General features: G+C 36.3%; 1 protein-coding gene and 1 pseudogene. Both read right to left on the reverse strand.

Annotated elements, in window-relative coordinates; genetic code table 11:
• Positions 1 to 1,474 (reverse strand): annotated as a pseudogene (locus V7P59_RS12730) (hypothetical protein); the annotation flags it as partial.
• Between the two features lie 94 nt (positions 1,475 to 1,568).
• A partial coding sequence (locus V7P59_RS12735; protein ID WP_333810531.1) for a DUF4136 domain-containing protein occupies positions 1,569 to 1,797 on the reverse strand: 229 nt, incomplete at its 5' end.

The raw sequence follows: 1,797 nt of genomic DNA on the forward strand, positions 1-1,797 counted from the left end.
TTTGGGTATTATTTGCTGAATCTAATACTAAAGTTGCATTAGTTGAAATCGAAATAGTTCCGTTTAAAGTAACGGTTCCACAACCTCCATTGGTAGAAATGGTGTAAGTGAAATTCGTAGATGGAGTTCCGCTGATAGTTACAACGTTTCCAGAAGTTATAGCTGTTACGCCTGTTGGTAACCCTGTTACTGTTGCACTTGTTGCTCCTCCACCAAAAGTATATTGAATAGGAGTAATGGCATTTCCAGAGCAAACACTTTGGGTATTATTTGCTGAATTTAATACTAAAGTTGCATTAGTTGAAATCGAAATAGTTCCGTTTAAAGTAACGGTTCCACAACCTCCATTGGTAGAAATGGTGTAAGTGAAATTCGTAGATGGAGTTCCGCTGATGGTAACGGTATTTCCAGAAGTTGTAGCTGTTACGCCTGTTGGTAATCCAGTTACTGTTGCACTTGTTGCTCCTCCACCAAAAGTATATTGAATAGGAGTGATGGCATTTCCAGAGCAAACACTTTGGGTATTATTTGCTGAATTTAGTGTAAGTGTATTTCCTGTAATGTTAACTACAATATTATCAGTAAGGGTTGCTCCACACGAGTTTGTAGCTGTTAAAATTAAGTTTATTGAACTTCCTGCCGTTGCAGAAGCTGGTATACTATAGGTCGTTGTTAAATTATTTGGAGTTGAAAAACTTCCAGTTGCTGCAGACCATAAAACATTTGTTTGTCCTTGCGCTGCTCCAGATAAATTAATCGTTTGTCCAGCACAAGCTGAAACGGGAGTGGTTCCAGCTTCAACGGTAAAAGGTTGAACAGGAGCAATACAACCATTGTTAACATAAGAAGCTGTTCCTGAAGGTGTGAAATTCACAGTTGAACCATTCAAATCGGAAATAGAACCGCCAACAGTTCCAAAAATGTTAACTAAGTTAGCTCTTTGATAAGTAACACTATCAGAGCATCCAGCACCAAAACTAACGGTTAATGTTCGAGTTGCTGGAGTAGCATTATAGTTTCCAAAATGTCCTGCATTAGCATTTGAAGGAGTATTTTGGAAAATCATATAAATTGTTGAGGTTAAGGCGCCAAATGAATTTAAGGTAGTATCTAAATTTGGACTTGTTACTACAATCACTGTTGCATTTGCTGGAAGAACTCCACCTGTTGGCTCTAAAATTTGACCACAACCACCTGCTGCTACAATTGCAGCGTTTAATTGACTAACTTTGGATGCAGTTGTAGCATTTTGTACTAATCCAAGCCAAGTTTGTGCTGGCCAGTTTATATTTAAAGTGCTAGTATTTAATGCTGTTCCTCCAATTTTCATTCGGAACATTTCATTATATCCTTCATCTGCTCCGTTGTCACATGCATCTACTAGTATACTTTCGATTTCAAAACATTGTGAAAAACCTGTATTTGATACTAAAAATACGCTAAATGATAGTATCAAAATCTTAAAAAAATTCATTTTGTAGATTGCTTTATTTGAAAAGCGGATGCAAAATTACAAAAACTAATTTTTCTACGGTTAATTTAACATTATTAAAATGAAAAAGGAGAACTTAATTCTCCTTTTTCATTTGTGGTGGATATTGTGCTAATATTTTAACTACAAATTCTTTAATTACAGCATCCTTTTTATCTCTATTTTGGGTTAGGTGTCCTGTCCCTTGTCCTTGCCAAACTAATTCTTTTGTTTTTGCATCTACAAAGTCAAGAAAAAGTGTTCCTTCTGGAGTGGTTGTAACACTGGGATAATTCATATTCATACCCCAAAAAGGACCCCAGCCC

The organism is Flavobacterium sp. (assembly GCF_036782315.1).
Taxonomy (GTDB): domain Bacteria; phylum Bacteroidota; class Bacteroidia; order Flavobacteriales; family Flavobacteriaceae; genus Flavobacterium.